At 51.1% G+C, this 24,402-nt stretch carries 20 protein-coding genes; 12 read left to right on the top strand and 8 right to left on the bottom strand.

Translation table 11 applies throughout. The annotated features are described in order from the left end of the window. Window positions 1-36 precede the first annotated feature (36 nt). Together polA and A377_RS0104985 are read left to right on the top strand one after the other, a co-directional pair. The gene (polA, locus tag A377_RS0104990; RefSeq protein WP_019895099.1) at window positions 37-2,865 is read left to right on the top strand and encodes a DNA polymerase I; all 2,829 of its coding nucleotides are present in this window, start codon (window positions 37-39) and stop codon (window positions 2,863-2,865) included. 240 nt (window positions 2,866-3,105) lie between these two features. Continuing rightward, entirely contained in the window at window positions 3,106-4,389 is a 1,284-nt protein-coding gene (locus A377_RS0104985) for a HipA domain-containing protein (RefSeq protein ID WP_019895098.1), read from the top strand. Between the two features lie 200 nt (window positions 4,390-4,589). Here A377_RS0104985 and traF read toward each other — a convergent pair whose 3' ends face one another. Then, the gene (gene traF / locus A377_RS0104980) at window positions 4,590-5,864 is read right to left on the bottom strand and encodes a conjugal transfer protein TraF (protein WP_157760742.1); all 1,275 of its coding nucleotides are present in this window, start codon (window positions 5,862-5,864) and stop codon (window positions 4,590-4,592) included. A 219-nt stretch (window positions 5,865-6,083) separates the two neighbouring features. On the opposite strand from traF, the gene A377_RS12690 reads away from it, so the two are divergent. Continuing rightward, window positions 6,084-7,286, top strand: coding sequence for a plasmid pRiA4b ORF-3 family protein (locus A377_RS12690; protein ID WP_019895096.1), 1,203 nt, complete (start codon window positions 6,084-6,086; stop codon window positions 7,284-7,286). Between the two features lie 102 nt (window positions 7,287-7,388). Here A377_RS12690 and A377_RS0104970 read toward each other — a convergent pair whose 3' ends face one another. The 4 genes from A377_RS0104970 to yihA all read right to left on the bottom strand — a co-directional run bounded on the left by A377_RS0104970 (window position 7,389) and on the right by yihA (window position 11,921). Then, window positions 7,389-8,135 (bottom strand): alpha-ketoglutarate-dependent dioxygenase AlkB family protein, encoded by a 747-nt coding sequence (locus A377_RS0104970; protein ID WP_028485276.1) that lies wholly within the window; start codon window positions 8,133-8,135, stop codon window positions 7,389-7,391. A gap of 16 nt (window positions 8,136-8,151) precedes the next feature. Further along, on the bottom strand, window positions 8,152-8,403 hold the full coding sequence (locus tag A377_RS0104965) for a DUF6868 family protein (RefSeq protein WP_019895094.1): 252 nt from the start codon (window positions 8,401-8,403) through the stop codon (window positions 8,152-8,154). Between the two features lie 521 nt (window positions 8,404-8,924). Continuing rightward, a complete protein-coding gene (locus A377_RS0104955) occupies window positions 8,925-10,616 on the bottom strand; it encodes an AIPR family protein (protein ID WP_019895092.1) in 1,692 nt (563 codons plus the stop codon). A gap of 696 nt (window positions 10,617-11,312) precedes the next feature. Further along, complete coding sequence (yihA, locus tag A377_RS0104945; protein WP_019895091.1) at window positions 11,313-11,921, bottom strand: ribosome biogenesis GTP-binding protein YihA/YsxC; 609 nt, start codon at window positions 11,919-11,921, stop codon at window positions 11,313-11,315. A gap of 101 nt (window positions 11,922-12,022) precedes the next feature. Between yihA and A377_RS0104940 the strand changes: the two genes are divergently transcribed. From A377_RS0104940 to A377_RS0104900, 9 genes are all read left to right on the top strand, one after another. Further along, entirely contained in the window at window positions 12,023-14,011 is a 1,989-nt protein-coding gene (locus A377_RS0104940; RefSeq protein ID WP_028485274.1) for a cytochrome c biogenesis protein ResB, read from the top strand. Window positions 14,012-14,020: 9 nt separating this feature from the next. Further along, window positions 14,021-15,193 carry a c-type cytochrome biogenesis protein CcsB gene (gene ccsB / locus A377_RS0104935; RefSeq protein WP_019895088.1) on the top strand — a complete coding sequence of 391 codons (1,173 nt, stop codon included), beginning with the start codon at window positions 14,021-14,023 and terminating at the stop codon, window positions 15,191-15,193. A gap of 12 nt (window positions 15,194-15,205) precedes the next feature. Then, on the top strand, window positions 15,206-15,823 hold the full coding sequence (locus A377_RS0104930) for a thiol:disulfide interchange protein DsbA/DsbL (protein WP_019895087.1): 618 nt from the start codon (window positions 15,206-15,208) through the stop codon (window positions 15,821-15,823). Between the two features lie 142 nt (window positions 15,824-15,965). Continuing rightward, window positions 15,966-17,609: an acetolactate synthase large subunit gene (locus A377_RS0104925; protein ID WP_019895085.1), complete on the top strand. Its 1,644-nt coding sequence runs from the start codon at window positions 15,966-15,968 to the stop codon at window positions 17,607-17,609. A gap of 31 nt (window positions 17,610-17,640) precedes the next feature. Beyond that, window positions 17,641-17,979 carry a hypothetical protein gene (locus A377_RS0104920; protein ID WP_019895084.1) on the top strand — a complete coding sequence of 113 codons (339 nt, stop codon included), beginning with the start codon at window positions 17,641-17,643 and terminating at the stop codon, window positions 17,977-17,979. Between the two features lie 16 nt (window positions 17,980-17,995). Beyond that, window positions 17,996-18,967: a phosphate/phosphite/phosphonate ABC transporter substrate-binding protein gene (locus tag A377_RS11885; RefSeq protein ID WP_083919099.1), complete on the top strand. Its 972-nt coding sequence runs from the start codon at window positions 17,996-17,998 to the stop codon at window positions 18,965-18,967. After that, a complete protein-coding gene (locus A377_RS0104910; protein ID WP_019895081.1) occupies window positions 18,967-21,018 on the top strand; it encodes a putative bifunctional diguanylate cyclase/phosphodiesterase in 2,052 nt (683 codons plus the stop codon). Before A377_RS11885 ends, A377_RS0104910 begins: the two co-directional genes overlap by 1 nt. Before the next feature lie 343 nt (window positions 21,019-21,361). Next, the gene (locus A377_RS0104905; RefSeq protein WP_019895079.1) at window positions 21,362-22,282 is read left to right on the top strand and encodes a hydrogen peroxide-inducible genes activator; all 921 of its coding nucleotides are present in this window, start codon (window positions 21,362-21,364) and stop codon (window positions 22,280-22,282) included. A gap of 36 nt (window positions 22,283-22,318) precedes the next feature. Further along, window positions 22,319-23,113, top strand: coding sequence for an MlaA family lipoprotein (locus A377_RS0104900; protein WP_019895078.1), 795 nt, complete (start codon window positions 22,319-22,321; stop codon window positions 23,111-23,113). A 176-nt stretch (window positions 23,114-23,289) separates the two neighbouring features. On the opposite strand, the gene A377_RS0104895 is transcribed toward A377_RS0104900, so the two are convergent. Genes A377_RS0104895 through A377_RS0104885 form a run of 3 tightly spaced genes read right to left on the bottom strand, consistent with a single transcriptional unit; the run spans window position 23,290 to window position 24,401 of the window. Then, window positions 23,290-23,622 (bottom strand): Na+/H+ antiporter subunit G, encoded by a 333-nt coding sequence (locus tag A377_RS0104895; protein ID WP_019895077.1) that lies wholly within the window; start codon window positions 23,620-23,622, stop codon window positions 23,290-23,292. Between the two features lie 6 nt (window positions 23,623-23,628). Continuing rightward, window positions 23,629-23,898 (bottom strand): K+/H+ antiporter subunit F, encoded by a 270-nt coding sequence (locus A377_RS0104890; protein WP_019895076.1) that lies wholly within the window; start codon window positions 23,896-23,898, stop codon window positions 23,629-23,631. Beyond that, entirely contained in the window at window positions 23,892-24,401 is a 510-nt protein-coding gene (locus A377_RS0104885; protein WP_019895075.1) for a Na+/H+ antiporter subunit E, read from the bottom strand. The genes A377_RS0104890 and A377_RS0104885 overlap by 7 nt, the downstream gene beginning before the upstream one ends. Window position 24,402: the final 1 nt, after the last annotated feature.

Here is a 24,402-nt window from a genome sequence, read left to right as displayed (position 1 = left end):
CCCCGGCACCCCCAAAATTCACAGAGTTGCAAGTTTATGAGCCACAATGCCCTGACCTTTGATTCCGACAGCCCATTGATTCTGGTGGATGGGTCTTCCTACCTGTTTCGCGCCTTTCATGCGATGCCGCCCTTGACCAATTCCGAAGGCCATCCCACCGGCGCGATCTACGGTGTGGTCAATATGGTGGGCAAGCTGATCGAACAATATCAGCCCGAGCGGATTGCGGTGGTGTTTGATGCCAAAGGCAAAAACTTCCGTCACGAGATGTTTGCCGACTACAAGGCCCATCGCCCGCCCATGCCGGAAGAACTGGCGCTGCAGATTGCGCCCATTCACGATCTGATCAAGGCACTGGGCATTCCCCTGCTAATGGTCGAAGGCGTGGAGGCCGATGACGTCATGGGCACGCTGGCGCATCAGGCCACCGAAGTCAAAATGGACGCGCTGCTGTCCACCGGCGACAAAGACATGGCGCAGCTGGTGAACGATCACATCACCCTGATCAACACCATGAACGACACTCTGATGACCCCCAAGACCGTGCCCGAAAAGTTCCACGTGAAACCCGATCAGATCATTGATTATCTGGCACTGGTGGGCGACACCAGCGACAACATTCCCGGCATTCCCAAATGCGGCCCCAAAACCGCGGCCAAATGGCTGGCGAAATACGAAACGGTGGACAATCTGATCGAACACGCCGACGAAATCGGCGGCAAAATCGGCGAAACCTTGCGCGACAACATCGACCAGCTCAAACTCTCACAGAAACTGACCACCATCCGCACCGATTGCGAGCTGCCGATTGCCCTGTCCGACATCAAACGCCAGACCCCGGACATGGCCGCGCTCCAAGCCCTGTTGCAGAAATACGAACTCAAAAACTGGCTCAATAAAGTGCTCAAGGGTGAACTGCCCTTCAGTGGGCAGAAAATCGGCAAAGCCAAGCCGTCTGCCCACAACGCCAACCCATCACCGCAGAACCCCTTGCCCGAGGGAGAGACCGGTCAGGCCAGCCAGTTTGAATCGGCGCCTTATGAAACCATTCTGGATGACAAAACTTACCAGGCCTGGTTAAAACAGTTGAAGGACGCCGGACGTTTTGCGATTGATACCGAAACCACCAGCCTGCGCGCGATGCAGGCCGAGATCGTGGGCTTGAGCTTTGCCTGGGCGGAGCAAACCGACAGTGGTCAATATAAAATCCATGCGGCTTACCTGCCTTTGGCGCACGACTACGAAGGCGCGCCCGAGCAACTCGACAAGGCCGACGCGCTGGCGGCGATCCAGCCCTTGCTGGAAGACCCGAACATCCAGAAAATCGGTCAGAATCTGAAATACGACTGGCATGTGTTCAAAAACGCGGGCATCACGCTCGACGGCATCGCCTTTGACACCATGCTCGAATCCTATTGCTACAACAGCACCGCCACCCGCCACAATATGGACGATCTGGCGCAGTTTTACCTGCAAAAAGTCACCGTGCATTTTGAAGACATCGCTGGCAAAGGCAAAAAGCAAAAAACGTTCAACCAGATCGAAATCGAACCGGCCGCCGCTTACGCCGCCGAAGACGCCGACATCACCCTGCAACTGCACCTGACCCTGTGGGAAAAACTCCAGGCCGATGACGCACTGAAAACCGTATTCAGCGAGATTGAAATGCCCCTGCTGCCGGTCCTGGCGCAAATGGAGCACACCGGCGTGCTGATCGACCGCCAGATGCTGGCCGACCACTCCTATGAACTGGACCAGAAGCTGACCCAGCTCAAACACACGGCCCACGAATGCGCCGGGGTCGAATTCAACCTGAATTCGTCCAAACAACTGCAGGAAGTGCTGTTTGAGCGCATGGAAATTCCCGTGGTCAAAAAAACCCCCAAAGGCCAGCCCTCCACCGCCGAACCGGTGCTGGTGCAACTGGCCGAAGACGGTTATGAATTGCCCGACATGATTTTGCAATACCGCTCCATGGCCAAGCTCAAATCCACCTACACCGACGCCCTGCCCAAACAGATTCACCCTAAAACCGGGCGGGTGCATACCTCTTATCAACAGGCCGTAGCCTCCACCGGGCGGTTGTCTTCGACCGAGCCCAATCTGCAGAACATCCCCATCCGCAACGCCGAAGGCCGCCGCATCCGTCAGGCGTTTATTGCGCCCGAAGGCTATCAGTTGATCGCCGCCGATTATTCACAGATCGAATTGCGGATCATGGCGCATCTGTCGGGCGACAAAGGGCTGCTCAAAGCCTTTGCCGAGGGCAAAGACATCCACCAGGCCACGGCGGCGGAAATCTTCAACACGCCGTTGGATCAGGTCACGGCCGAACAGCGTCGCAGCGCCAAAGCGGTCAATTTCGGGCTGATTTACGGCATGAGCGCCTTCGGTCTGGCCAAACAGCTGCAAGTGCCGCGCCCGGTGGCTCAGGACTATATCAACCTGTATTTTGCCCGCTATCCCGGCGTGGCCGATTACATGGAACGCACCAAACAACTGGCCAAAGACAAAGGTTATGTCGAAACCCTGAAAGGCCGACGCCTGTACCTGCCCGAAATCAATGCGCGCAACGGCCAACTGCGCCAATACGCCGAACGCACCGCGATCAACGCGCCCATGCAAGGCACCGCCGCCGACATCATCAAAACCGCCATGATCCAACTCCAACCCTGGCTGGATCAGACCGACCACGACATCACCATGCTGATGCAGGTCCACGATGAACTGATCTTTGAGGTCGCAGAAAAAGACCTGGAAGCGGTCCAACCCAAAATCCGCGAAACCATGGAATCGGCGCTCAAATTGGATGTGCCCCTGATCGTGGACATCGGCCAGGGCAAAAACTGGGACGAAGCCCACTGAACCGGGTTTTGACCAGGCCTGGTTCATTTCTACCCTTCTTGCTTTGAATGGGGACGCTGTCTTTACTATCTATTCATTTTTGTGCTGTAACCATTCATGAAAATCGTCTGAGCGCATGCTACTTGAAAGAATGTATCCGCAGGCCACTGAAATAATTCAATAAAATCTATTTTGTTGACATTCATCCTGTCTTTATTAAACTATTCAATTATCTATTCATAAAACCATTCAGGTGGCCTCATGGCGCGTCATGAAACACGGATTACGCAAGCGCTTCAGTACGAAAACCTGAGTGCATCGGCCCTGGCCAAACTGACCGGGATCAGCCAACCCACGGTCAGCCGAACCTTAAAGAAACTGCCGGTCCTGAAGCTGGGCGCTGGGCCCAAAACCGTGTTTGCGCTGATGGATGCGTCCTGGCCTTGCGAACCCTTGTACGAAATCAACGCCAATGGCCGGGTTTCACGACTCGGCGATCTTTACCGTCAACCCCAGGATCGCACTTTGCTGGTACAGGATTCGGGCCACCAAAGTCATGATGGCTTGCCGTACTATTTGTATGATGCGATCCCTTCGGGCTTTCTGGGTGCCATCCATCTCAAGCAGCTTGCCAATCACGATCCACGACTGACGGCCAAAAGTCAGGATTGGTCCGATCGACAGATCTGGCACTACCTGACCCACTATGGCGACGACCTTCAGGGGAACCTGGTTCTGGGAAAACGCATGGCGGCTCTCGCCGCGGATAAGGACCATCCGATTCGAGGGCAAGGCGATTATAGCGACATCGTCCACGCCATTCACCGCGAACCAGAAAACATGGGGTCCTCCATCGCCGGTGAACAACCCAAATTCACGCTCTATAACGGTCAGAACCATCTGATCGTCAAATACTCTCCTTTATGCTCGGAGGACAACCCGATCGCCGTTCGCCACCGTGACCTGATGGTCTGCGAACATTTGGCCTTGACCTCACTCAACGAAGCCGGAATCAGCGCATCCGAAACCCGTTTGCACGCGGATGACCGCCTCTATCTGGAAATAAACCGATTCGACCGCACGCAAAAATATGGTCGTCGGGGCGTGGTCTCCCTGAAATATCTGGACGCCGCCTTCGCTGGTATCAACGGCGATTGGCCGGAAATTGCCCGAGATCTTTTGCAACAGAAAATCATCTCGAAACAAGACCTATCCATCGTCGAAACGGCCCATGCCTTTGGCAAATACATTGCCAACACGGACATGCACCTGGGGAACCTTTCGTTTTTTATGGAAGGCTTGCAGGTGGCCGGCGTGACACCGGTTTACGACATGCTACCAATGGCCTACATGCCCGTTCAAGGCGAGATTCGAAACCCGGAAATCAAACTTCCGCGGTTCATTGATGTGTCCGATCAGGCGCAGGAAACAGCTCTGGAAATCGCTGTACGCTTCTGGGAAGCCGTCATGGAAAACCCGATGATTTCCGACCGGTTCAAGACCGTCGTTGCCCCACTCGTCAAAGAAATCCATCAAGCATTTTGACCGATCAAATGATTACTGATGAGCGATTTCAGACAGAGAGAGTTGAAACTTACTTTGAGACTGGGTAATGAGTGACTATAGCAGAGGTGTCAAAAAACTGGGACAGTTCAGGTTATGAGGATGATTTAAAAGTCTTGAGGTAATGAGAAAGACCTGCATTTTGTGCAGGTCTTAAAGAGGACTACCAAAATCAGTCTGTCTTAAAAATCAAATTCCAAGCCGACGGAGGCCATCACACCTTCGTCTTCCTGATTGTCCGACACGCCACTGAAATCCGTGGTTGTGGTCGCCACATCCATGGTTAGCATGCCTAATGTCAGGCCAGCGGTCACGTAGTTGTAGCCGTCTTCTGACATATTGCCACGCATCCCGATTCGTGCGTCTGGAATGTACCATGCGCTGTTGGTCGCGTAGCTCGCCGATGCCGACCACCACTGGGTGTCGTTGTCATTGAGGTCATTGGCTTCATTGAGGTCAATGGAGCCGGCCAGTGTCCAGTTTCGATTGTTGCTGTACCATTGGCCGCCCATGGTGAAACGCGGCTCCATGGTGTATTCGTCATCGATACCGAAGTTATAACCGGTGGACTGATCATCGACATCAAACGTCGGTGAGGTCAGGTTTTTACCGGCCAAGGACACCATGAAGTTGTCGGCTGTCCAATCAACCCCGATGTCAGCGGTGATATTGCTGTCAGAGGCGCCGTTTTCGATGTTATCCAGGTAATCATCGGCATCCTGATTATTGTTTTTCAGGTTGTCTTCGGTGTACTGCCCAAAGTCAATTGCCGTGGCCGATGCGGTCATATTGATGTAACGTGCGCTCACACCCACATTCAAAACGCCGTCATACCATTTGTTTTTGTTGAGGTAATAGGCTTCACGCCCATAGCCCAGCGCAAACTCGTCCACTTCCTTGTAATGGAAGGCCATGCCTGCGCCTTTTTTGGTTACCGTAATTTCATCGGCATCAACATAGGTAGCTGCTACATTACCTTCACGGTGCATCTGTGCCTTGACGGCATATTGGCGAGAATAATCAAAGGAAATGCCGCCTCCCATTACATCATGCTTTACCAGGATCGGGACGGTGACGCCCCCGGATACCGACAAACTGCCTTCGTCATACTTTTTGGTGAAATCATTGATCGCTTCGGCCAGGTCGGTAGCATCCTGGGGATCATAAGTCGACTTGTCCAGAATGCCATCAATCTTGGTATCGATGTAGTCTTCAGAGCCTTCAAGGCCGTTCGACTTCATTGAAATGTTACCGGAAATACCAAACCCGACACGATAGCCATCGGTGTCAGAGACATTCAGGGCGTTGTGGGAAGGGTTGGCAATCGGTCCATAGATGGTATTGCTATTGGAGCTGTCCCCATAGCCGATATTGGTTCCCAGCGGGCCACCGTTGGGGGCGGCCACCGCTGAGGTTGAGATTGCTGCCATCATGGCGGTAATCAGCGTTTTTTGCACTTACTTTCTCCCGGTTACTAGAAAATTTTACGACAATATTATACGTAAACAATATTAAATACAAGACGGAGTTATGCCTTCAACAAGTCAATACATGAAATCTCACCAAGCCTTGTCAAACTCCATTCCATATTGGTTCCAAGTGGGTGGAAAACGTATTTAGCGTGCAGTAAACTCAGCCATCAACACATCAGAGAAACAAGCAGAAATGGTGAAGTCATGATTTTGAATCTATCCAAAACCCAATACCGCACGCTCATCGAAATGCTGTCACTGGCTGAAATCAAGCTCAATGATTTCTACCAGCAGGCCCTGATGGATGAAATCGAGTTGGAGCCTTACATGCACATTGCTCAGCACATTTACAAACACGCCCGCAAAATGGATTGTGAGGATGGCATCACCTTCGATAAAGAAAGCCAGAACCACGTAGCCACAGAAGGCTTGCTCGAATTCTGGAGCGATTACCTGTTTGAATCTGACACCGACGTGTTGCGCGATAAATTGTCCAGGCATCTGGCCATGCGAGACCTGTTATTGCGCCATTGGGAAAAAAAAGACTCCGGCATGATCGAGCGCGAAGAACTTGAAATGTTAAGCACTTCGCAGACCCAATATGCGGATATGATCGAACAAAGCGGTCTGGCAAGGTTGCAACCGATCAGCGAGGACGAGTTCCGCCAGCGTTACCCCAGCGTGGACACAGAAGGGTTCTTTGATTTGCAGGCAATGACCATGCACCCCAGAGAGCTGATGAACCCGCCGGAAGACGAACCTTTTGTCGCCGACCCGGTCGCAGCCGATAATGTGCTGGACTTTCCGAAAGACCGGGAAGCCACCAGACGCAAACATCCGGCAAAAACGTCGACACCCAACTTCACCTATGTGCTCAAAGTCGCCCTCAAGGGTGCCAAACCGCCCGTATGGCGGCGACTCGAAGTACCCGATACCCTTTCGCTTGCCCAGATGCACCAGATCATTCAGGCCTCCTTCGGACTGTTTGATCTGCACCTGCATCAATTCATCCCCGATCATGCCTCTCTGTTTTCCGAACCCTTGACCGAGGAAGAAGAGGTCGATTATCCGCTTCATCAACTGCTTTCGATTGAAGGCAATCAGTGCCTTTATGTCTATGATTTTGGCGATGACTGGGAATTTGTCATCACACTGGAAAAAATCCAACCTTGCCAGGCCGACAGATTCGCCAGTCAAATCGCCTTCTGTACCGGTGGCCGGCGCAGCGGCCCGATTGAAGACTGTGGTGGCATCCACTTATTCAACGATCTGGTAAAAAGCATCCGCCAAGGAGAAACGCCCGAAGAGTTTGAGTGGATTTTTGACGTATTCAATCAAAACCCACAGGACCCTCTGATCCTTTTTGATCGGGATGAAATCAACGCACAGCTTGCAGGACTGAATTAAACTCAAAAATCACCAGGCCGGGTCGTTTTCCTGCCCTCATGCAAGAACAGAACCGGCTTTCATCGGCCTCGGCAAGCAAATTGATGATTTTGATCCATGCTTCTAAACGATCCGCCGAAAGGTCAGATTAAAGCGAGACCCGGTCACCCGTTTTCGTTTGGGCACCGAGTGTTGCCAAAAATGCTGCAATGGACCCCGCATGATCAATAGCGCGCCGTGGTTCAGGGGAATGGTGAGTTTTTTGGACGGATCGCCCTTTCGGCGCAGCACAAAATCTCGGGACGCACCGAAATTCACCGACGCAATCGTTGGGTTTTTACCCAGCTCTGCTTCATCGTCCGCATGCCAGCTCATGTGGTCCTGCCCGTTTCGGTACCAGTTCAACAGCACGCTGTTGAAGCGTTCCTGCGCGACCGTTTCGACCGCGTTTTTCAGATACAGCAACCCTTCGTTCCACGGATTGGGGTGCGACGTGATTCCGGAATAGGTGTAGGTCTTGCCTGCTTCACCGTACCAGGCCGTCAGTCTGGGCAAAGGGATGTCTTTGCCATAGAATCTGATCCGATCATGCTGCCAGCGAATATTGGTGAATTGGGTCTTTGTCAGTTCCGAATCGCTGAGCGCACGCCAATCGGTATTCGGCCCATCAAAGCGGTCATTTTCCTGAAAATACACCACACATCGATCACTGATTTTGCGACCGAAAAAGTCATCCGAAAACACCAATTCGCCATCGGGAAGGGAGATCACAAAGACCTTGAGCCGATCGTCCCAACGATAGGAACCGTTGATGTCATCCGACAGTGAAAAGGGCAAAACCGGCGCCTCTGTCTCAGAAAAGAGAGCCATCGATTCGGTCATTCAGTCAGAATGCCGCCATCATTTTCAACGCAAGATAAGGCGCGATATTCAGGACAATGATCGCAATTTTGTATTGCGCCAGATACTGAAAATAAGCTCTGCCCAGATCGGTTTCGTCCAGCCCGAACAATCGGGCATGCAAACCGGTAATCGCCCCGCGAAAGGCAATCACACTGAGCGTTGACAGCAAAAGAATCACCACATTGATCACAGAGGACCAGCCAAAAAACGCCGTCAGTGCTTCCATCGTCAGCATATTCCCACCTCCTGATTTGGGTTCTACCAGAATTTTTAAATATCCAGTTTTGACCAGGCCTGGTTAAAACCGCCTTAATTGAACAACGCGCATTAATGCCGATTTACCACTTGAACAAATCCAGTAAAATGATCTCATCATCCAGAACCTTGTAATCAAAAGGGTCTGACCCCATTGATTCCCAGCGGTAAAGCAGTTGTTCGGACAATCCAAGCGATTGGACAGCTTCTTATTACGCTGTAGCCTTGCTCTGTGACTAATGCAACGCCTTCTTTACGAAACTCGTCGGTATAACGATTGCGAGTTGGCTTTTTCTTCTCCATTGGCTCCACTCCTGCGTTTGATAAACATTATCTTACAAGAGTGTCCGAAATTATTGAACCACAACAGCCATCCTGCTCGCCTGTAACTTAATGCGGTAAATAAAAAGCCGTCTGTTTCCTTTTCTGCTAACGCCTTCGCTAAGGTCAAACAACGCATGACATGCCCTGTTCCGATTACATCTCTGCGGATTACAATTTTCAACTAACTTGCTTCGTTTGCACTTGCAAGAACTCTAGTAAATCCCCGCGTCTAAAGGTAGCGGATAATTGTTGCAAAGAAATTTCTCGTTCACCATATATTTGACTAAGCGCTTGTTTAATGGAATCCGCTGCCTTTTTTAAATAAATCGCTTTGTTTTCTTCTAAAGATTCTATCAAGACCTCAAATTCTTTATGTGAAACCTGATCTATCGTTAATTTATTTTGCAAAAGTAATTCTTGACCAACAATCATTGCCATGTAATGTGCCGAATAGGGTAAAAAATCTGGCACCGGATCTAATACAGTTGGCCGCTTACGCTCGTTTTCTGCAATACGGAAAATCAGAACCGCTAAAACTGCTTGGGCTGCATTAAGGTCTTTAAATACCGCTTCGTACAGTTTCCCAAAAAGCTCTCTACGTCTGAATTTACTTTGATGTGGTTTTTTACGCCATACAGCCATCACGGATTCTGCGGTAATTGAACTGGTAATTTGATTACTATTGCTGGCAATATCATCACGATAACGTTTATAAGTATATCCAAGCTGATTAATACCTATTTCAAGTTGATATTGCATTTGATCGTTGGAACGCAAATCTCTTAAATCCACGGGATTTTGACTATTGGTAGCGTAAGTTATCTCTTGTATAAAACCCTGATCATCTTCAGCAAGCTCATATAAACGCAAAAGGACATAAACGTTGTCATAGCTATTTTGGTTGTCTGGTTCATTAAGCGTTTGCTGAATGGTTTTACAAGTTTGTCCACCATTAATAATCTGAATATTTTCAAGTTTTAATTGGTAGTTATCACCTTGTAACGCATTATGACGAAACTTTTGACATACCATAGTGATGCCGTTATTAAAGAAATAAAAGTTACTTTGCTTATCTGTATCAGAGAGTGTCTCATGAATAGAAGTATTGACGCGATTAGAATGTAATCCTAGATATCGTCTGATGTTGCGTTCTAGTAATAGGTCATGATTCCTGTTGAATAATTCAGCTATTTCCCGAACAGCAATTTTCCCAACTAACACTCTTCTAAAATTAAAATCTTCAATAATAGCTTTTCCAGATAGCGTTACCGTATCTTTTACAGTTTTTTTGCGCTGAAGCACCTCGACAATATTGTCATGGTTGTAGTAAACCCATTGGATTTGGTCATTATTCATTCCAGACTGATCAATCCAATCTTGGGCTTCTTTTTTCCATTTTTTACCGTTATTACAGAGCATCAAGCGAACATTTGGAATATACCCATCACGAATTAAAGAACGCACTTCCTCAATTCGGGGCTTTAATCTTTCGTTTAAACTCAGTGATTTTGATGGGTCGAAAAGAACAGAGACCATATTAATGGCATTTTTAATTCCATTTTCAGGAAAATTTGATTCCGCATCAAAATTTTTGTGGGTGTATTTTCCTTGAAAAATCGTAACGGTGAACTCACCGTCATCAACATCCCCAAGGTGGATGGCATCAACACCAACATCATTGCCACCTTCGGTTAAAAGTTCAAATGCTTCTTCAGCGGCTAGCTCAAGCGATGTCATTACGCTCAACAGAACAAACGCCAACGATTTTTGCCTTATTGCGTCCGGCCCTACTAACTCTGTCAATGCATCTTTATGATCTTCAACAAGGCCTTCTAAACGCTGGTCAACGATGCTGGCATTAATGTTCATTGTTCACTCCCTTTAGATTTCTGAATTCAGATAGTAATCGCAACACTTTGAAAAAAATAATGATGTGGGATTAAGCATGTTTCTTTCTGTAAATTGTTCAAAAGTTCACCGGTTAAAATTCAGCTTGTCCGTTCCAAGCTGATGATAGGACATGGTATCGAGCCCATATTCCGGTTATTCCAAGAGAATCGAACCTATCAGTCGCTCCCAGCTTTCCACAATTAGGAAAGAATTTCCCCAGTTTTGAGTGCTTATTGATCGTTTGGTTAATCCTTTCCAAAGCATTGGTCGGTCAAAGCAATTTGCGGTTCAACTTACTCAATTCCAATCCAAACATCGTCAGGCCTTCCTTCAGACTGTCCTCGATCAACAAAGCCAATCATGACCTTTGTACTTGAATTACCATTCAATTTTTGGGTGAGGCGATCAGGTTTTTCACGGATTTGGATGCGTTGAACACCTGATGTAAGTCTTGGGGCAACCTGTGCCCTGTTTTTATGTTTGCTCACATAAAAAAAGCTAGAAAAGGGACACTACTCTTTTATCCTAAAAAACGATTTAAGTTGATCGTTGCCGCAGGCATCCTGGCGCTTATAACGTCGCACAGAATAATATTTGCTTGTCGCTATTTTAACAGATACTAACATATACGCACATTATGTAAATATTACGCTGGCTTAAAAAGCCATCTTTGATTTAATCCCGCTCAAACTGAAACCATTGGTCCATTTTTGACCAGGCCTGGTCGAGGCCTTCGCGTTTTAGGGCGGAGAACAGTTGCACGCTGGCGTGTGGGAATTCTTTTTCGAGCAGTTGCTGCATTCGCATCAGGGATTCTTTGCCTGCGCCGCGTTTGAGTTTGTCGGATTTGGTCAGGAGCACATGCACCGGCAGGTTCATGTCCAGGGTCCATTCCAGCAACAGCAAGTCGATTTCGGTGGGCGGACGGCGGCAGTCGACCAGTTGCACCAGTCCCTGCAGGGCCTGTCGCTTTTCTATGTAGTCGGTCAGGTGCGCCTGCCAGGCCAGTTTGGTCTGGATCGCAACCTTGGCGTAGCCGTACCCGGGCAAATCCACCAGTTTTCGCTCTTCGTCGCACTCAAAAAAGTTGATCAGTTGGGTGCGTCCCGGCGTTTTACTGGTTCGGCACAGACTTTTCTGCGAGGTCAGCACGTTGATGGCGCTGGATTTGCCGGCGTTGGAGCGTCCGGCAAACGCCACTTCCAGCCCTGTGTCGGGCGGGCAGGCCGCCAGTGTCGGCGCGGAGGTCAGAAATTGCGCTTTCTGGTAGAGCGGGTGCGGCATGAGACTTTCCTTTCATCATTTATCAATGGTTCCAAAGTCGGTATACTTTACAATCTTTTGAACGAAGCTGACCAGAATAAGTTGCCATGAGCGAGCCAGAAATGCCAAATCCTACGCCAGAAAAGGCCCCGAAAAAACACCGTCGCATTCAGTGGTTGCCGTTTCTCGGCTCCATGAATCTGGCCGTTACCCTGCTGATGATGCTGGCGATCGCTTCGGTGATCGGCACGGTTCTGCAACAGAATCAGGCGTTTCAGGATTACATCATCAAATTCGGTCCTTTCTGGACTCAGGTGTTCAATTCGCTGGGGCTGTTCCATGTGTATGGCGCGGCCTGGTTCATTCTGGTTCTGCTGTTTCTGCTGATTTCCACCGGCGTCTGCGTCAGCCGCAATGCGCCCGGCTTTTTGAAGGACATGAAACAGTACAGCGAAGGCCTGTCGCTGAATGCCTACAAACACCAGCCCCAGTCGGTGACCTATACCCCCGAGAACTTTGACAGTGAGCAGGCAGAAAAACTGTTGCAGCAACAGGGCTACAAGGTTCGCCTGCATGAAAGGGATGATGGTTTGACTGTCGCCGGGATGAAAGGACGTTGGAACCGCTGGGGCTATATTCTGACCCATGTCTCGATCATAGTGATCTGTATTGGCGGTCTGCTCGACAGCAACCTGTTGCTCAAGGCGCGCGAACTCACCGGCAATCTGGCCCCGGAAACCCGCTCGGTGCCGCTGGGCGAAATTCCTCAGAAATCCTGGGTCGGATCGGACAACTTTTCCTTCCGCGGCACGGTTAATGTGGCTGAAGGCCAGAAAAGCGATGTGTTGTTTTTGCCTTATGACCGCGGTTTTCTGGTGCAGAAACTACCTTTTACCATTGATGTGAAAGACTTCCGCATCGAGTATTACGACACTGGCATGCCCAAAAACTATGCCTCCGATCTGGTTCTGACCGCGCCCGAGCTGGAAGAACCGATTGAAAAAACCATCGAGGTCAACAAACCGCTTTATTACAAAAACTACGCCATCTATCAGTCGTCGTTCGGCGATGGCGGCTCCAAGCTGGACCTGAAAGTGCACCCTTTGCTTGCGCGGGAATTCAAACCGCTGGAGATGAATACCTCAGTGGATCAAGTCGAAACCATCAATACCCCGGTTGGCAAATACCGAATCGAGTTCAACGATTTCAAGCTGCACAACATCATTCCCGCCAGCGAGGAAGAACAGAACGAAACCGGCAAGAAAATGCACAACAACGGGCCTTCCATTGTATTCAAAGTGCGTAACGATCAGGGCAAGGCCTGGGAATACGAAAATTTCATGACTCCGGACAAACAGGATGGTCGCTGGTTTTTTATGACCGGAATGCGGACCTCCACCGCGGAGCCGTTCCGATATCTTTTCCTACCGGCCGATGAAGGCCGCGGGTTGGATCGGTTCTTTGAATATCTGACGCTGATCAACGACCCAGAACGCACTCAAGCCACTCTGAATGACGCTTTACCAGCCGAAGGCGTGGACGAACGCACCCATCAGATGCAACTGAAGCTGATGAACCAGTTGCTTATGTTATTTCGCCGCCAGGGCTTCAACGGCATCACCAGTTTTGTCGAAGAAAACGTGCCGCCTGAAGAACAGAAAAGGGTGCGCGATTATTACATCAATCAAACATCGTTGGCACTGCAGACACTATATTTGAGCGTACTGGAAAAAGAAGAAACTCAAGACCTGGAAAGCATTTCCGAATTCAACAAACAGTGGTTTGAAGATGCGATGGTGGTGCTAAACAGTCTTTCCAACTATGGCCCTCCACTGTATTTTGAGCTGGAAAACTTTACCCACATTCAATCCACCGGACTGCAAATCACGAAATCCCCCGGGAAAGATGTCGTTTATTTTGGCAGCACATTACTTATAATCGGAGTCTTCTTCCTGTTTTATCTGCGCCAAAAGCGTCTCTGGCTGGCGTTTGACAACCATCATCAAACGCTGACCATTGCCGGAAAGGACACCAAACCCCTGCCGGAAACGGAAAAAGAATTCAATCGATTGGTCGAAGCCATTCAGGCTCAGACCGGCATCAAACAATAGGTGAAAACTATGACCACAGCCAATGACGCCATGTTGAAAACCGAACGCCAACCCTGGGGTTTACGCGATACCATTTGGACGGCTTTGATCCTGCTGGGCAGTTACTTTGCCTGGGACGTGTTCGGTTCGCTGATGGATGTCTATGAAATCGGCATTCTGATCGGTACTGCGATTTTCTGGATCTGGTTCGGGCGTTACTGGCCCAGTATTCAACCCTTTACTTATGCCACGGCCTTACTGTCTTTACTGGCTATCTGGACCTATGTGCAGAACGACAACGCCTATTCCGTCAGTGAAACCGCCTTTTTCCTGAAATTTCTGGTTTCCAGCCAGTCGGCGATCATGTGGATGAGTGCGTTGTTTGTGCTCTCGACCGTGGCCTATTTCGGCGGCCTGTTCGGCAAGTCCGAATCCGTGAGCAAGTTCGCCACCTTCCTCGCCTGGGCCGGGTCGGTCATGGGTTCCGTGGGGATGATGGTCCGCTGGAACGAGTCCTATCTGATCAATCCGGATTACGGTCACATCCCGGTAAGCAGCCTATATGAAGTGTTCATTTTGTTCGCGGTCATGACCACATTGATTTACCTGTTTTACGAACAGAGAATGCGCACCCGGGCCATGGGCGGGTTTGTGATGCTGATCGTCAGTGCGTCGGTCGCGTTTCTGCTTTGGTATACCTTTGACCGAGGCGCCCACGAAATTCAGCCGCTGGTGCCGGCGCTGAAAAGTTATTGGATGAAAATCCACGTACCGGCCAACTTTGTGGGCTATGGGGCCTTTTCCATTGCCGCCATGGTCGGGATTGCCTATCTGATTGTGGCCAAACTCCAAGAAAAGAACCCCAATTCCGACTTCGTTCAGCGCATGCCCAGTCTGGAGAGCATGGACGACCTGATGTACAAAACCATCGCGCTGGGCTTTGCCTGGTTCACCATTGCCACCGTACTAGGCGCAATGTGGGCCGCCGAAGCCTGGGGTGGCTACTGGTCCTGGGACCCGAAAGAAACCTGGGCCCTGATTGTGTGGTTGAACTACGCGGCCTGGTTGCACATTCGCATGTCCAAAGGCTGGCGCGGCAAGCCCATGGCCTGGTGGGCCGTGATCGGCCTGTTGATTACCACCTTTGCCTTTCTGGGCGTTAACATGTTCCTGTCCGGTCTGCATTCTTATGGCGAACTTTAAGGGCGAACGACTATGCTGAATCGACGACACTTTCTGGCCTCGCTGGGCGCAAGCGCGCTTTCGTTTTCTGCCGTGCCGCTGCAGGCGGCCGAGTTTGAAGCGGGCAAACACTACAAAAAAGTGCCCAAGCCCCAATCGGGGCAATCAAACAAAGTCACTGAATTGTTTTATTACGGCTGTTCGCACTGTTACGATCTGGAAGACAGTGTCCACGACTGGCTGGAAACCAAGCCCAAGTCCGTGACCTTTGAACGGATGCCCGCGGTGCTGGACAATCCCAACTGGGTGTTTATGGCGCATGTGTTTTACACCGCCAAAAAGCTCGGCATCGAAGAGGCGTTTCACCGCCCCTACTTTGAAGCCATCCACCGTGACCGCAAACAGGTGTTCAGTGTCGATGAACTGGCGCAGTTTGTGGAACCCATGGGCATTGATCCCGCAGACTACAAAGCCATGTTTGACAGCTTTCAGGTCAAAAGCGCAGTCAGCAAAGCACGTCAGGCCACCAATGACTTCGGCATCAATGGCGTCCCCGCCATGGTGGTCAATGGTCAGTGGCTGACCGATGTGCCCATGGCCGGTTCCCATGAAAATCTGTGGCAAGTGGTGGACACACTGCTGAAAAAATAGCCCATCAAAGCCTGCAGCCACCTTTCCTCGGCTTTGGCGTTCGCTTTTTGCCCCGCTTTGGGTTTATAATCAAAAAATACATAAAAATCACCAGGCCTGGTGATTTTTGTATTGATGTTTCATACACCCTGCAAGGAGCTCAATGAAAGCCGCCAAGCGCTTTGTGCAATGTCTGGAAAACGAGGGGGTCGAATTCGTCTTCGGCGTCCCCGGCGAAGAGAACATGGACATTCTCGATGCCCTGCTCGATTCCGACATCCGTTTTATTACCTGTCGACATGAACAGGGCGCGGCCTTTATGGCGGACGTGTATGGCCGCATCACTGGTCGCGCAGGCGTGTGTCTGTCCACGCTGGGGCCGGGGGCCACCAATCTGGTGACCGGCGTGGCCGATGCCAATATGGACCGTTCCCCGATTGTGGCGATTGCCGGTCAGGCCGCTACCACCCGTCTGCACAAGGAATCGCACCAGGTCGTGGATCTGGTGAGTCTGTTCAAACCCATTTCCAAATACGCCACCCAGGTGCTGGAACCGGAGACCCTGCCCGAAGTGGTGCGCAAAGCCTTCAAACTGGCTCAGGCGGAAAAACCCGGCGCGTCCTTCATCGATTTTCCGGAAAACATTCAGGAAATGCTCACGCCGGAAACGCCGTTGCCGGTGGTGCCGACGCGGCTGTCGCTGGCCGATCACAAACTGCTCAAGCAGGCAGCACAGATCATCGACCAGGCCAAACGCCCGATGATTCTGGTGGGCAATGGCGTGGCCCGGGCCAATGCCAGCAAACAGGTGCAGGCGTTTGCCGAACATAGACAAATTCCGCTGGTCAACACCTTTATGGCCAAGGGCTCGGTCCCGCATTACAAAAATCCGTTGTCGATGGGCACCACCGGCCTGCAAAAAGGCGATTACGAAAACGGCGGCTTTGCCAACAGCGATGTGGTGATCTGTGTCGGTTTCGACATGGTCGAATACCACCCGCATTTGTGGAACCCCAATCGGGAACACACCATTGTTCACATCGACACCTGCGCGGCGGAAGTCGATTACAGTTACATGCCCGATGTGGAGTTGGTGGGCAACATCGGCCGCAACCTCAAAGCCCTGAGCGAACATTTGCCCGCCAATGACACCCCCCCACAACCGTTTCCATTGCGTCAGGCCATGATTGCGGAAATGGACCAGTTTGAAAACGACCAGGCCTGGCCTTTGAAACCGCAGAAAATCATCTGGGATCTGCGCACGGCGATGGACAAGGACGCCATTGCCATTTGCGATGTGGGCGCGCACAAAATGTGGATGGCGCGGTTTTTCCGGGCCGAACAACCCAATACCTGCATCATTTCCAATGGTTTTGCCAGCATGGGCATTGCCCTGCCGGGTGCCGTCGGCGCCAAACTGGCGCATCCGGACAAGGCCGTGGTCGCGGTCACCGGCGACGCCGGTCTGATGATGAATGTGCAGGAGCTGGAAACCGCGCTGCGCGAACAGACGCCGATTGTGATTCTGATCTGGAACGACAGCCAATACGGACTGATTGAATGGAAACAGAAACGCCGTTTTCAGCGCAGTGCCTACATTGATTTCAAAAACCCCGATTTTGTGACCTTTGCCCAGTCGTTTGGTGCCACAGGCGTGCGCATTGAATCGGCCGATCAGCTCTTGCCCGCTCTGAAAACCGCCATTGCGACCCCAACTGTTACCCTGATTGATTGCCCGGTGGATTATTCGGAAAACGATCGACTGACAGACCTGCTGGGGAATGTGATTTCGGAAATGACCAACTGATCTCTCTGATAAAGAGAGCGTGAGGCCCGTTATGATTTACGTCAAACGCAAAACCGATCAAAGCATTGAAGACTTGCAGTTTTCCCCCACACCGGGGTACGAGGAAAGCAGTCTGTTTTCGCCGGAAATCAAGGCCTTTGTCGAAAACACCCAAAACGAAACCCTGATCCGTCAACTGCTCAACCAACTGGACATGGACATGGTGCGGGTGATCGAAGACGTGATCGATGTGATGATCGACAAGGACCTGATTCGCTTTACCGATCTGCCCGAGCCAGTTCAGAACAAACTGATTTTCAAGCGTTCCATCCGTAATGCGATGGGGCCGGGCATCAGTCTGATCGAAGACGAAGACGTATTGAATTTGTGATTCAAAGGGGCCACCCATGCCAAACCCGACATCCAGACTATTGTTCCTTGTTTTCATTGGATGGATTCTCAGCCTGAGCGGCTGCGATTCCGATCAGAGCGCCGACCAGGCACTGCCCCAATATGCCGATCAAGCCCCTGAATCGGACAAGAAAATCTATACGCTGGGCGTGCACCCGCTGCACAACCCCAAAAAACTCTATTCGGTGTTCAATCCACTGGCCAAATACCTGAGCGACCAGCTGGAAGGCGTCACCATCCGGGTTCAGGCGTCCAAGGATTACCCCAGCTATGACCAGAAATTGGCAGAAAGGGCCTTCGATCTGACTTTGCCCAACCCTTATCAGACCATCACCCATTACCAGTACGGCTACCAGACCCTGGCCCAAATGGGCACCAATGACAATTTCCGAGGCATCATCCTGGTGCGCAAGGACAGCGAGATTGACCAAATTGACGACTTACGCGGCCAGAAAATCTCTTACCCCGCACCCACCGCTCTGGCCGCGACCATGATGCCCCAGTATTTTCTGCATCAACAGGGGCTGGATCTGAAAAGCGACACCACCACCCTGTATGTCGGCTCGCAGGAATCGAGCATTATGAATGTGTATCTCAAGTTGACCGCCGCCGGTGCGACCTGGCCCATTCCCTGGTATGACCTCCAGAAAAACCAGCCCAATGTGGCCAAGGCTCTGAAAATCGGCTGGCAGACCGAGCCCCTGCCCAACAACAGCTTTTCCTATCGCACCGACACGGTCAAAGCGGCCCACGCTGAAAAAATCCAGTCGCTGCTGACCCAGTTACATACCCATGAACGTGGACAGGAATTGCTGGGATTAATGAACATTCAACGCGTGTTCCCGGCCGATAACGACACTTACGAACCAATCAAACGCTTTATGCAGACATTCCGCGCCGAAATCGGCGACAATGCGCTATTGGCAGAGTCCGAAAGTTCGTCAAACGCCTCTGAGGACGCGAAGTAGTGCTGACCCGTATCTGGCCCAAAAAAATCAAACATCAGCTCATCCTCGGGGTGACGCTGGTGCATGCGCTGATGATGAGCGTGTTTATTTTTGATCTGGTCTACAAAGAACGCGCTTTTCTGATTCAGCAACTGACCACCCAAACCCATTCTCTGGCTCAGACCGTCGCCACCAATACCACCGAATGGATGCTTTCCAATAATGTGGTGGGACTGCAGGAAATCATTCAGTCGCAATCCAGTTACGAAAACCTGCGTTACGCCATGATATTCAATCCGGAAGGTCTGATTCTGGCACACACCAACCAGAATACGGTCGGCAAATATCTGCAGAATCTGCAACGCATTGATCCCGCCCATCCGGTCCGAATCCGCCATATTCCGGACAGCCAGATCATTGATGCCACCGCCCCGATTCAGGTCAGTGAGAATGTGATCGGTTATGTCAAAGTCGGCATGAGCACCCGCCATCTGCAGAAAAACCTGATCAGTCTGACCCAGGAAGGGCTGGTCTACACTCTGGTTGCGATCCTGCTCGGAGCCCTGATCGCCTGGATTCTGGGCAACAATCTGACCCGGCGGATCAAATCCCTGATCGAAGCCACCCAACAGATTGACCCGGAAAAGGCCCATCAACGCTTTACCGACATCGACAACGATGAAATCGGCAATCTGATGCGCAATTTCAATCAGATGGAAGAAAAAATCCACCAGCAGTTTCAGGAAAACCGATCCAATCTCAAAGAGATCGAAAAGCTGGCCTACAACGACACCCTGACCGGACTGAGCAGCCGCGCCCTGCTGGAAGAGGAACTCAGCAGCACCATCCACCGGGCACGAAAAGGCCACTATTTTTCCGCACTGCTGTTTCTGGATGTGGACAAATTCAAGCAACTGAACGATTCCTATGGACACGAGCTGGGCGATCTGCTGTTGCAGAAAATCGCCAACCGCATTCTTCAGGTCATCGAAACCAACGGTCAGGCTTTCCGCTTTGGCGGCGATGAGTTTGTGATCATCTACGAAAACATCGGCGAAACCCTGTACGAGGCCAGTCTGCATTCACAGAAACTGGCCAAGGCGTTGCACGAAGCCCTGGGCAAGCCTTATCAGCTTGACGATCTTTACCATAAAACCTCGGTGTCCATTGGCATCGATCTGTTTGACGGTCAGCAGGATTTCAATATCAACGAAGTCATCCGTCGGGCCGACATTGCGCTTTATGCTTCCAAAGAAAGCGGTCGCAACCAGGTCACCCTGTTTGAAACCGAAATGGAAAACAAGGTCAAAGACGATCTGTTGCTGGAAGAAGGACTGGAAAACGCGGTGGCCAAAAACGAATTCTATTGGTTGCTGCAGCCACAGATCGAAGCCAAAACCGGCAAAATCGTCGGCGCGGAAGTGCTGTTGCGCTGGATTTTCCGGGGCGAGCTGATTTCACCGGCTCGCTTCATTCCGCTGGCCGAAGACAACCTCACCATCATCCCCATCTCCAACTGGCTGTTTGAGTCGGTGTTTGCCTTTGTCGAACAACACCGGCTGGATCAGAGGCTGACGGTGTCGATCAACCTCAGTCCCAAGCACTTTTTCGATCCCAAACTGGTCGAGACCATGGAACGCTTACTCGACACCTATGCCGTGCGTCCGGAAGCGATCAAACTGGAAATCACCGAAGGGGTGTTTCTGGAAAACCTGACCCACAGTATTTACGTGCTCAAACAGCTCAAGGAACTCGGCTTTCATATCTCTTTGGACGATTTCGGTACCGGTTTCTCTTCTCTGAGTTATCTCAAAAACCTGCCCATCGATCAGCTCAAGATCGACAAATCGTTTGTGGACGAATTGCCCAATCAGATCAAGGCGGTGGCCATCGCCAAAACCATCATCAATCTCACCGATCACCTGAACATCAATGTGATCGCCGAAGGCGTGGAAACGCAGGAACAGGTGGATTTTCTCACCCAGAACGCCTGCGAACTCTGTCAGGGCTATTTTTTCCACAAACCGATCAAGCAAAAAGACTTCCTGACTCTGATCCAGACCGAAAAATGACCCTGATGTGCCATCGTTTGCGTGATTTGGCCAGAAACGGCTCAAAACGCCTGTGGACAAATCCGGGACAACCCTATGGAGCAAATCCTTAAGCGTTGTGCACAACCGCGAAAAATTGTGGACCAAATCGATGGATTCCGATGACCCAGATCGAATCCTGTCTTTATCCACAAAGCGCCCACAGCTCATACAGAGATGGCCCCGAGGCTTTCACCCAGGGCTGTTCACATGACAACGACTTGATAAATCAGGAAAATGCGAACTTATGCACCGAATCGGCTGTGCACAACAGCAGTAACAACAACCTTTATCCTTTATATCCATATTCAAGCATCCAATCCCTATGACACTGAACGAACTGAAATACTTTTGCGAACTGGCCAAACAAAAACACTTCCGAAAAGCGTCTGAAAAATGCTTTGTGTCACAACCCACACTCAGCGTGGCCATCAAAAAACTGGAAAACGAATTGGATGTGATCCTGTTTGAACGACGCAAACAAGACGTTTTATTAACCCCTGTTGCTGAAAAAATGCTGCCGATTGCCCAGAAAATGCTGCAGGAGGCCCAATCAATCAAAGCGTTGGCTCGGGCGGAACAGTCAGACAGCGCGGAATTGAAAATCGGTGCCATTTACACCATCGGTCCCTATTTGCTTCCGCATGTGATTTCGGCCTTTCAGCAATCAAAGGAATCGGTTCGATTGACCATCGAAGAAAATTACACCCATGAACTGGCCAGAAAACTGCATTCGGGTGAATTGGATGCCATATTGGTGTCGCTGCCGTTTGACGAACCCAATGTGGCGACGCTCCCTTTGTATGAAGAACCTTTTTATGCCGCCCTGCCCAAATCCCATCCATTGGCTGGACAAGATACGGTGCGTCTTTCCGATCTGGAAAACCAGACCTTGTTGTTACTTGGCGCCGGTCATTGCTTTCGTGACCAGATTTTCGATGCCTACCCGTTGTTGTCTCAGCGTCGCAAAAAAGACCAGTCCCTGCAGAAAACCCTGGAAGGCGGCTCTCTGGAAACCATTCGTTATATGGTCGCTTCCGGCGCCGGGGTGACGATTCTGCCTTGCAGTGCCTGTCAGAATGGCGACGATTTTCTGACTTACATTCCTCTGGCCGAAGCGGAAGCCAAACGCACAGTGGTGTTGGCCTGGCGCAAAAGCTTTCCCAATACCGAGGTATTGAATGCGTTCAAAAAAACGTTACATTCCAGTCACATTCCCTGTACACAGACCCTGGAATCCGATTAGAATGGCCGACAAATACGTAACGTTGGAAAACAGGGCATGAAAAAAAGCTTGGAAATGGTGTTATCGATCTGGCTGAGTCTGGGGATCAGCCTGGCGTGGGCTCAGGCCGTTCAGGCTTCCGACGACGTTTTGCATTACGCCGATGAGATCAGAGCGCAACAGAGCGACGCCAAACCGTTTAATGACCAGGACCCTTACGAGTCGATCAATCGTCCGGTCTATGCCTTTAATATGGCGTTTAATGATGCCATCTTCCAGCCACTGGGCACGGCTTACAAACGTTATGTGCCCACACCGGCGCAAACCGGCGTGCGCAATGTCTACCGCAATCTGGGTGAACCTTTGAATATGGCCAATGCGTTTTTGCAGGGCAATGTCGAAGGCGGTCTGACCAGTCTGATGCGGTTTGCCCTCAATACCACTCTGGGGCTGTTCGGTTTGCTCGACATTGGCACCGAAGCGGGGCTGAAACACCAGGACGAGGATTTCGGGCAAACGCTTTATGTGTGGGGATTCTGGAACGAAGCCAGCTATCTGGTCCTGCCGTTTCTGGGGCCCAGTACGACTCGCGGTCTGATTGGCAAAGGGGTGGATGCCGCTTACGATCCAACTTACCCGCATTTGCTGGATTTCAACCTGCGAGAGCGGATTGCGATGGGTGTGGGCAATGGTTTTGTGCAGTATGTGGCGATCATGCCGCTGATCGAAGAACTCAAACAGGAACCGGACCCATACATCTTTGCGCGGGAAAGTTATCTGCAGAACCGCACGGACAAACTCTACAACGGCAATCCGCCGTTGGCCCCGTTGGATGACTTTAACTTTGACTGACCCCGGTTTGTGACACCTGACTGAGTCGAAAGATTCTCAAGCGTCTCCAAAGATCCCTCCGCTCCGGATGACAAAGGCTTTCAACGCTTTCGTTCATAAAACCAATTGGATTCACGGCGGAAAGCTAAAAATCACCAGGCCTGGTCAAAAACGGGTTAGCGAACGTTTGTCCGGGATCAATTCTGATTGTTTTTAAAGTCCGGTGTGCCCTGGGTGCGTTTGAGCATGCGGGTTTTGAGGTGAATCGCGGCTTTGGCCATCAGATGGGCACTGACCGGCGCGGTGATAAACAAAAACAGCGTAATCAGCAGTTCGTGCAGACTGATCCCCTCCTGCCGGGTGCTGAAATAGAGGGCGGACGCAATCAAAATCGCGCCCACACCGAGCGTGGTGGCTTTGGTGGGCCCGTGCAGACGGGTAAAGAAATCCGGCAATTTGGCCAGACCAATGGAACCGACCAGGGTGAAGCCGGCACCGATCAGAATCAATGCGCTTAAAATCCATTCCATCTGTGTCTACTCCATGATATCGCCGCGCAGCAGGTATTTGCTCAGTGCGACCGTGCCCACAAACCCCATGACCGCAATCAGCAGAGCCGCTTCAAAATACAGCGCGCTGCCCAGCCACAATCCCAGCAGGATCAACAGGGCGATGGTATTGATGTAAAGGGTGTCCAGCGCCAGAATTCGATCCGGTTTGGACGGACCCACGATCAGACGCCAGGCGCTGAGCAGCATGGCCAATGCCACCGCAATCAGGGCAATTTGCAGAACCGTTTCTAACATGGGGGCAATACCTTGTTCAGTGGGGCTTCGTATCGGGTTTTGATGTCGTGAATGGTGGCCGCTTCGTCTTCCAGATGCAGCGCATGCACCAGCAATTGTTTCTGGTCGGGCGACACATCGCAGGATACGGTGCCCGGTGTCAGTGATATGGTGTTGGCCAGCAGGCTGATGGCCAGCGGATGACGGGCATCGAGGTCGATCACAAAAAAGCCGGGTTGCAGTTTCCGGTTGGGGCTCAGAATCAGTTTGGCCACCACCACATTGGCAATGAGAATGTCCCAAAGCACCACCAGAAAATATTTGGCCAAAGTGCCAGGCGCTCTGACACATACCCGCTCCTGCCAGAAACCGGCGGTCAGCATCGGTATCACGATGGCCAACACCGCGCCCAGCACCATATGGCCCGGCGCAAAGGTGTTGTTGAGCAACAGCCAGATCAGCCACAACGCCAGACTCAGAATCGGATGTGGCAACCAGCGGGATTTTTGCTGCGTCTGCGCCATG

It is taken from the genome of Hydrogenovibrio halophilus DSM 15072, assembly GCF_000384235.1.
Classification (GTDB): Bacteria; Pseudomonadota; Gammaproteobacteria; order Thiomicrospirales; family Thiomicrospiraceae; genus Hydrogenovibrio; species Hydrogenovibrio halophilus.
Note: the sequence above shows the minus strand (reverse complement) of the source record. Positions and strands in the feature narration are given on the sequence as shown.

Bases quoted from the DNA above. Each gene is read 5' to 3' on its own strand.
- A377_RS0104965 (WP_019895094.1), bottom strand. From the start codon at position 8,403: ATGCTGACGATGGAAGCACTGACGGCGTTTTTTGGCTGGTCCTCTGTG.
- A377_RS0104970 (WP_028485276.1), bottom strand. From the start codon at position 8,135: ATGGCTCTCTTTTCTGAGACAGAGGCGCCGGTTTTGCCCTTTTCACTG.
- A377_RS0104940 (WP_028485274.1), top strand. From the start codon at position 12,023: ATGCCAAATCCTACGCCAGAAAAGGCCCCGAAAAAACACCGTCGCATT.
- A377_RS0104895 (WP_019895077.1), bottom strand. From the start codon at position 23,622: ATGGAATGGATTTTAAGCGCATTGATTCTGATCGGTGCCGGCTTCACC.
- A377_RS0104905 (WP_019895079.1), top strand. From the start codon at position 21,362: ATGACACTGAACGAACTGAAATACTTTTGCGAACTGGCCAAACAAAAA.
- A377_RS0104885 (WP_019895075.1), bottom strand. From the start codon at position 24,401: ATGGCGCAGACGCAGCAAAAATCCCGCTGGTTGCCACATCCGATTCTG.
- yihA (WP_019895091.1), bottom strand. From the start codon at position 11,921: ATGCCGCACCCGCTCTACCAGAAAGCGCAATTTCTGACCTCCGCGCCG.
- A377_RS0104900 (WP_019895078.1), top strand. From the start codon at position 22,319: ATGAAAAAAAGCTTGGAAATGGTGTTATCGATCTGGCTGAGTCTGGGG.
- A377_RS12690 (WP_019895096.1), top strand. From the start codon at position 6,084: ATGATTTTGAATCTATCCAAAACCCAATACCGCACGCTCATCGAAATG.
- A377_RS0104925 (WP_019895085.1), top strand. From the start codon at position 15,966: ATGAAAGCCGCCAAGCGCTTTGTGCAATGTCTGGAAAACGAGGGGGTC.
- A377_RS0104890 (WP_019895076.1), bottom strand. From the start codon at position 23,898: ATGTTAGAAACGGTTCTGCAAATTGCCCTGATTGCGGTGGCATTGGCC.
- A377_RS0104930 (WP_019895087.1), top strand. From the start codon at position 15,206: ATGCTGAATCGACGACACTTTCTGGCCTCGCTGGGCGCAAGCGCGCTT.
- polA (WP_019895099.1), top strand. From the start codon at position 37: ATGAGCCACAATGCCCTGACCTTTGATTCCGACAGCCCATTGATTCTG.
- A377_RS0104955 (WP_019895092.1), bottom strand. From the start codon at position 10,616: ATGAACATTAATGCCAGCATCGTTGACCAGCGTTTAGAAGGCCTTGTT.
- ccsB (WP_019895088.1), top strand. From the start codon at position 14,021: ATGACCACAGCCAATGACGCCATGTTGAAAACCGAACGCCAACCCTGG.
- A377_RS0104920 (WP_019895084.1), top strand. From the start codon at position 17,641: ATGATTTACGTCAAACGCAAAACCGATCAAAGCATTGAAGACTTGCAG.
- A377_RS0104985 (WP_019895098.1), top strand. From the start codon at position 3,106: ATGGCGCGTCATGAAACACGGATTACGCAAGCGCTTCAGTACGAAAAC.
- A377_RS11885 (WP_083919099.1), top strand. From the start codon at position 17,996: ATGCCAAACCCGACATCCAGACTATTGTTCCTTGTTTTCATTGGATGG.